Genomic DNA, 5211 nt, shown 5'->3' on the forward strand with positions numbered 1-5211 from the left:
CAGATGACGCTGTGCGATGCCGGCGACGTCTTCACCATTCCGGCCAATCTCGAAAAGAGCTTCGACCAGATCACCAAGGGCGTCAGCCACGTCGCCTCCTCGGGCGCGCTGCCGATCATGCTGGGCGGCGATCATTCGATCGGGTTCCCCTGCGTGCGCGGCATCGCCGACGTCACCTCGAAGCGCATCGGCATCATCCATTTCGACCGCCACATCGATATCCAGGAAAAGGATCTCGACGAGCGCATGCACACCACGCCCTGGTATTGGGCGACCAACCTGCCGAACGTCTCGGCCGCCAATCTGGTGCAGCTTGGCATCGGCGGCTGGCAAGTGCCCCGCTATGGCGTGGCCGAGGCTAGGAAGCGCGGCACCAACGTACTGACGATTTCGGACATCGAGCAGATGGGGCTGGAGAAGACGGCGGAGATCGCGCTCGAACTGGCGTGGAAGGACGCGGACGCCGTATACATCTCCTTCGACGTCGACAGCGTCGACTGTGGTTTCGTGCCAGGCACGGGCTGGCCCGAGCCTGGCGGCTTCCTGCCGCGCGAGGCGCTGAAGCTGCTCGGGCTGGTCTCGGCGCCCGGCATTTGCGGGCTGGAAGTGGTCGAGGTTTCGCCGCCATACGACACCTCGGACATCACTGCGCTGTTCGGTGTGCGGGTCGTCGTCGAGGCGCTCGGCTCGATGGTCGCCCATGGCACGCTGGGCAAGCACAAATCCATCATCGACAAGCCGACGAGCTTTTGACCATGCACGATGACCATCATCATCACAGCCACGATCATGGCGACCACCACCACCATCACGGCCCGACCGGCCACCATCACCATCCGCACGCCGTCGGCCACAACGGGCCGGCCGGCAAACCGTTGCAGTGGCAGACGCCGCATTTGCCGCGCGACCGTGCGCCCGAGCCGGCCGATCAGCGCGCGACCGATCTCGATCTCGTTGAGACAGCCTTTCTCGACGGGTTCGCGCGGGCACCCGATCCATCCAGTTTCCTGCGGCTCGCCGGCATTCCGTTCCTCGGCGAAACCGCCGACGGCAGCCGCCTGCACCTGCTGCGGGTCGAGACGCAGGATATCGTCGATGTCGGCGCCGTGATGCCGCTGATCGGTGGCGCCGGCCTGACCTACAACCCGCTGCCCGCGAAGCTGACGTCACACCGACGCCGCCTGGCATTCGTCTATCATGACGGCAATGGCCAGCGGCCTCTCGATTTCAGCGAGGCACGGCTTCTGATCGACAGGTCCGCGGCGGCCGAAATCGCTATGCCCGGGCAGTGAACGCCGGTTTTGACCCCGGATCCTCTCCCTTTCAAACAAGGTTCAGACCCATGAACAGGATGCTTTCGATTCTCACCAGGCTTGCTCCCGCGGCCGCGGCAGTTCTCATACCGTCACTGGCCTTCGCTCACAGCGGGGGCTTTCATGTCCACGGCCTTTTGAGCGGCCTTCAACACCCGCTGGCCGGCATCGACCATCTGCTTGCGATGCTACTGGTCGGCATCATTGCGGCGCGAACCGGCGGCAGGGCCGCCATCCTCGTGCCGGCGTGTTTCGTCGCGGCGATGGTCGCGGGGACCATGCTGGGGATCGCCGGTACCGTCTTGCCGTCGCTGGAGTCCGGGGTCGCGCTGTCGCTGGTGATTTTCGGCGCCATGGTTGCGCTCGCCAGGCCGTTTCCGCTTGCCCTCGCAGCAACGCTGACGGCGCTCTTCGGCCTTTTCCACGGCAACGCCCATGGTCTTGAGATTCCGGAGACGGTCGGTGGCATGGCCTATGCGATCGGCTTCCTGGCCAGCACCTTGGCTTTGCACGCGACCGGAGCGCTGGCCGCCCTGACGTTGCGGAGCCGGCCGGCCGCCATCCGCGCGGCGGGGATCGGCACCTCGCTGGTCGGAGTGGCGCTGGCCGCGCAGCTCATCTGAACCGGCGGCTCAAGGATCGCGCGAACGGAAGGCGGAGCCATGCCCAGACCATTGACGATCTGGCGGCGCGTTCGAGAGCTGCTGTATCATATCCTGAAGGTACGAGCCGAACGGCTCTGACCGCGTTCGCCCGGCAACCCCGCCCCACGGGACCCGGTATTACGGGCCCCGTGCGATCGGACATTGCTCGGCTTGAAAGAACGAATGGCCGTCGGGCACCGCCAGGCGCTCCGCGATATCCCGCCGCACACCATTCACATGGAATTGTCCGCGTGGCGCCGGCTTTCACGCCTCCGCGACGGAATGAGCCACCCTCACAATGTTGACTATCACTATCAGGTATTGGTAGTGCAGCCGTGCTTGAACCCTGTCTCCAGATTTGAGGACGATGCCCCATGAAACTTGCGCTTTCCATTCTCGCCGGCGCCGCCGCGCTGGCGCTCGGCCTGATCGCCGGCCCGGCAAACGCGGAGGATAAAGGCATCATTGTCTACAATGCCCAGCATGAGAGCCTCGCCAAGGAATGGGCGAAGGGCTTCACCAAGGAAACCGGAATCAAGGTCACGCTGCGCAACGGCGGCGACAGCGACTTTTCCAACCAGATCGTCGCCGAAGGCGCCGCTTCGCCGGCCGACGTGTTCCTGACCGAGAACTCGCCGGCAATGGCCTTGGTCGAGGCGGCCGGCCTGTTCGCGCCGGTCGAAGCCGACACCCTCGCCCAGGTGCCGAAGGAATACCAGCCGTCGACCGGCAAATGGGTGGGCGTTGCAGCGCGCAGCACCGTCTTTGTCTACAACAAGGACAAGCTCAAGGAAGAGCAACTGCCCAAGTCGCTGCTCGATCTTGCCGATCCGAGCTGGAAGGGCCGTTGGGCCGCCTCGCCGTCCGGCGCCGATTTCCAAGCCATCGTCAGCGCAATGCTTCAGCTCAAGGGCGAGGCCGCGACCGCCGACTGGCTGAAAGCCATGAAGGAGAACTCCACCGCCTACAAGGGCAACAGCACGGTGATGAAGGCCGTCAATGCCGGCGAGATCGATGGCGGCGTGATCTACCACTATTACTACTTCGGCGATCAGGCCAAGACCGGCGAGAACAGCAAGAATATCGGGCAGCACTATTTCAAGAACCAGGATCCGGGCGCGTTCGTGTCGATCTCCGGCGGCGGCGTGCTGGCCTCGAGCAAGCATCCGAAGGAAGCCCAGGCGTTCCTGAAGTGGGTGACCGGCAAGGGGGGCCAGGAGGTGTTGAAGACCGGCACGTCTTACGAATATGCGGTCGGCAAGGATGCCGGGTCCAACCCGAAGCTGGTGCCGCTGCCTGACCTGCAGGCGCCGAAAGTCGATCCGGCGACGCTGAACTCCAAGAAGGTCATCGACCTGATGACGCAAGCCGGCTTGCTTTAGTTCGCGTTCGTCCTAAAAGGACAACCGACCGTGCTCCTGCGGGAATTCGCTTTCCGCGGGAGCGTTTTTGTTTTGGAGATGGCCTCGTCGATGACGATCAGCTGCCTTTCCTGCCGCATCAGCGGCTCATCGGATCGCCTTCATCCATCTCGCATGGCGATGCATATCCTCTGATGGCATCCGCGATCGACCTTACGCCGTCAGGCTTGCCGGCTGCCGGAACGCAGAGCCGAAGATCCGCGTCTTGGATCACGCTTGCGGCCGCCCTGATCTCGCTGATCGCGCTGCTGCCGCTTGCCTTCATCGTCTGGACGGCAATCCAGACGGGCTGGGAGACCGTGGCGGCGCTGATCTTCCGTCAGCGCGTCGGCGAGCTTCTGGTCAACACCATCCTGCTCGTCCTCGTGGCGGTGCCGATCGCCATCGCGCTGTCGGTGGCGCTCGCCTGGCTGACCGAGCGCAGCGACTTGCCCGGCAACCGCCTGTGGTCCTGGCTGTCGGTAGCGCCGCTCGCCATCCCGGCCTTCGTCCACAGCTATGCGTGGATCAGCCTGGTGCCCGGCCTGCATGGGCTCTGGGCCGGCGTCCTCATCTCGGTCATCGCCTATTTCCCGTTCCTCTACCTGCCGATCGCGGCGGCGCTGCGCCGGCTCGACCCGGCGCTGGAGGATGCGGCCGCCGCCCTTGGCCTCGGCCCGTGGCGCGTTTTCGCCCGCGTCGTGGTGCCGCAATTGAGGCTGGCCATTTGCGGCGGCTCGCTGCTGGTCGGCCTGCATCTGCTTGCCGAATACGGCCTCTATGTCTTCATCCGCTTCGACACCTTCACGACCGCGATCGTCGATCAGTTCCAGTCGACCTTCAACGGCCCGGCGGCCAACATGCTCGCCGCCGTGCTGGTTGCCTGCTGCTTCGTGATGCTTGGCGTGGAAGTGATCGTGCGCGGCGAGGAGCGCTATGCGCGCGTCGGCTCCGGCGCCGCGCGCCAGCAGCAGCGCGCCCGGCTCGGCCGCGCCAAGCTGCCTTGCCTGTTTTTGCCCGCCGCCACCGCGCTGCTCACGCTCGGCGTTCCATTCGTCACGGTCGGCCGCTGGCTGCTCGCCGGCGGCGTCGATGTCTGGCGCTGGGACGAGATCGGCCTGGCGCTCGGCCAGACTCTGTTCCTCGCCATCGCCGGCGCGCTGCTTGCCACCATCGCCGCGATGCCGATGGCCTGGATATCGATCCGCGCGCCGGGCCCCTTGCAGCGGCTGCTCGAGAGCTGCAATTACATCGTCGGATCGCTGCCCGGCGTCGTCATCGCGCTGGCGCTGGTAACCATCACCGTGCGCATCGCCTTGCCGCTCTATCAGACGCTGTTCACCATTCTCTTCGGCTATGCGCTGATGTTCCTGCCGCGCGCGCTGGTCAGCCTGCGCGCCTCGATCGCGCAGGCGCCGGTGGAGCTCGAGCGCGCCGCCTCGAGCCTCGGCCGGTCGCCGCTCAAGGCGCTGTGGGCGACGACGATCCGCTTGTCGGCGCCAGGTGCCGCGGCGGGCATGGCGATGGTGGCGCTCGGCATCACCAATGAACTGACCGCCACCCAGATGCTGGCGCCGAACGGCACCCGCACGCTGGCGATGGCGTTCTGGTCCTACAGCGGCGAGATCGACTACGCCTCCGCAGCACCCTACGCCCTGATCATGGTCGCGATGTCGCTGCCGATGACCTTGATGCTCTATGTCCAGTCGAAGCGGATGGCTGGGCGATGAGCTTCCTCGAACTCAACGATGTGGCGAAATACTATGGCAAGGTGGCGGCGCTGGCCGGCGTCGACCTCACCGTCGAAAGCGGCAGCCGCACCGCGATTGTCGGCCCGTCCGGTTGCGGCAAGAC

The 5211-nt window shown here is 65.4% G+C and carries 6 protein-coding genes; all 6 read left to right on the top strand.

What is annotated here, in order from left to right; all coding sequences use genetic code 11:
• Positions 1-753 (top strand): agmatinase family protein (locus tag EOA38_RS27255; protein ID WP_148669490.1); only part of this gene is annotated, 753 nt, incomplete at its 5' end.
• 2 nt (positions 754-755) lie between these two features.
• Positions 756-1292 carry a hypothetical protein gene (locus EOA38_RS27260; protein ID WP_126091719.1) on the top strand — a complete coding sequence of 179 codons (537 nt, stop codon included), beginning with the start codon at positions 756-758 and terminating at the stop codon, positions 1290-1292.
• A 50-nt stretch (positions 1293-1342) separates the two neighbouring features.
• Complete coding sequence (locus tag EOA38_RS27265; protein WP_210211976.1) at positions 1343-1936, top strand: HupE/UreJ family protein; 594 nt, start codon at positions 1343-1345, stop codon at positions 1934-1936.
• Between the two features lie 395 nt (positions 1937-2331).
• Positions 2332-3339: an iron ABC transporter substrate-binding protein gene (locus EOA38_RS27270; RefSeq protein ID WP_126091718.1), complete on the top strand. Its 1008-nt coding sequence runs from the start codon at positions 2332-2334 to the stop codon at positions 3337-3339.
• 173 nt (positions 3340-3512) lie between these two features.
• On the top strand, positions 3513-5087 hold the full coding sequence (locus EOA38_RS27275) for an iron ABC transporter permease (protein ID WP_126091717.1): 1575 nt from the start codon (positions 3513-3515) through the stop codon (positions 5085-5087).
• Positions 5084-5211: ATP-binding cassette domain-containing protein (locus tag EOA38_RS27280; protein ID WP_127300684.1), on the top strand; the 128-nt coding region annotated here is incomplete at its 3' end. The genes EOA38_RS27275 and EOA38_RS27280, both read left to right, overlap by 4 nt.

The organism is Mesorhizobium sp. M1E.F.Ca.ET.041.01.1.1 (assembly GCF_003997355.1).
Lineage (GTDB): Bacteria > Pseudomonadota > Alphaproteobacteria > Rhizobiales > Rhizobiaceae > Mesorhizobium.

Bases quoted from the DNA above. Each gene is read 5' to 3' on its own strand.
- EOA38_RS27260 (WP_126091719.1), top strand. From the start codon at position 756: ATGCACGATGACCATCATCATCACAGCCACGATCATGGCGACCACCAC.
- EOA38_RS27270 (WP_126091718.1), top strand. From the start codon at position 2,332: ATGAAACTTGCGCTTTCCATTCTCGCCGGCGCCGCCGCGCTGGCGCTC.
- EOA38_RS27265 (WP_210211976.1), top strand. From the start codon at position 1,343: ATGAACAGGATGCTTTCGATTCTCACCAGGCTTGCTCCCGCGGCCGCG.
- EOA38_RS27275 (WP_126091717.1), top strand. From the start codon at position 3,513: ATGGCATCCGCGATCGACCTTACGCCGTCAGGCTTGCCGGCTGCCGGA.